Origin of the sequence: Streptococcus sp. 3874 (assembly GCF_013276425.1) — a bacterium.
Taxonomy (GTDB): domain Bacteria; phylum Bacillota; class Bacilli; order Lactobacillales; family Streptococcaceae; genus Streptococcus; species Streptococcus pseudopneumoniae.
The window spans coordinates 1-534 of the sequence record NZ_VMLA01000115.1; the positions used below are offsets into that span (position 1 = coordinate 1).

4 tRNA genes and 1 rRNA gene are annotated in these 534 nt (G+C 49.1%); all 5 read left to right on the forward strand.

Annotated features, from left to right (window positions below):
• Positions 1-60: 60 nt before the first annotated feature.
• Positions 61-176 (forward strand): 5S ribosomal RNA (gene rrf / locus HT703_RS10370).
• Between the two features lie 4 nt (positions 177-180).
• Positions 181-253: transfer RNA gene (locus tag HT703_RS10375), tRNA-Val, on the forward strand.
• A gap of 2 nt (positions 254-255) precedes the next feature.
• Positions 256-328, forward strand: a tRNA-Asp gene (locus tag HT703_RS10380).
• A 24-nt stretch (positions 329-352) separates the two neighbouring features.
• Positions 353-425 (forward strand) — tRNA-Lys (locus HT703_RS10385).
• Between the two features lie 5 nt (positions 426-430).
• Positions 431-512, forward strand: a tRNA-Leu gene (locus HT703_RS10390).
• Positions 513-534 lie beyond the last annotated feature (22 nt).

Sequence of the window (534 nt, forward strand, 5' to 3'; positions counted from 1 at the left end):
AAAGCGAACGGTTTTCTTGATTTGAATAGATATTCAATTTTGAGTAGGTATTACTCAGAGTTAAGTGACGATAGCCTAGGAGATACACCTGTACCCATGCCGAACACAGAAGTTAAGCCCTAGAACGCCGGAAGTAGTTGGGGGTTGCCCCCTGTGAGATATGGAAGTCGCTTAGCTCTAGGGAGTTTAGCTCAGCTGGGAGAGCATCTGCCTTACAAGCAGAGGGTCAGCGGTTCGATCCCGTTAACTCCCAAAGGTCCCGTAGTGTAGCGGTTATCACGTCGCCCTGTCACGGCGAAGATCGCGGGTTCGATTCCCGTCGGGACCGTTTAAGATAACGGAAGTTATTTTAGACTCGTTAGCTCAGTTGGTAGAGCAATTGACTTTTAATCAATGGGTCACTGGTTCGAGCCCAGTACGGGTCATATATGCGGGTTTGGCGGAATTGGCAGACGCACCAGATTTAGGATCTGGCGCTTAACGGCGTGGGGGTTCAAGTCCCTTAACCCGCATTAAGATATAATAAATGAGCCG